We start from the raw sequence: 469 nt of genomic DNA on the forward strand, positions 1-469 counted from the left end.
CCTAGCCGAGGACATCAAGGAAGTACCGACAGAGCTGGAGGCTATTGTCAGTCAGATCCAGCTCCTGACCGAAAGCCAGCAGATCGCCCCTGTGCCGCAGCCATGGCTGCCGCCGCTGAGGGAGCGGATGACCCTGCAGGAGCTGGAACCGATTCAGCCGCAGGAAGCCTGGGCGCAGAAGAAGCCGGTCTCTGTCCTGCTGGGCATGGCGGATATCCCGCAGGCACAGAAGCAAGAGCCGGTCTCTGTCAGCCTGTCCAAGGATGGGCATATCCTGCTCTACGGCAGTCCGGGTACCGGGAAGACGACCTTCCTGCAGACTGCGGCCATGGACCTGGCCCGCAAGCATTCGCCGCAGGATCTGACCCTTTATCTGATGGACTTTGGGACCAATGGGCTGGCGCCCTTATCTCAGCTGCCCCATGTGGCGGATACCATGTTATTGGATCAGACAGAGAAGATTGCCAAG

1 protein-coding gene is annotated in these 469 nt (G+C 60.3%); it reads left to right on the forward strand.

Annotated elements, in window-relative coordinates:
* Positions 1–469 (forward strand): FtsK/SpoIIIE domain-containing protein (locus STRDD11_RS13325; protein ID WP_277593128.1); only part of this gene is annotated, 469 nt, incomplete at both ends.

The organism is Streptococcus sp. DD11, from assembly GCF_001578865.1.
GTDB classification, from domain to species: domain Bacteria; phylum Bacillota; class Bacilli; order Lactobacillales; family Streptococcaceae; genus Streptococcus; species Streptococcus panodentis.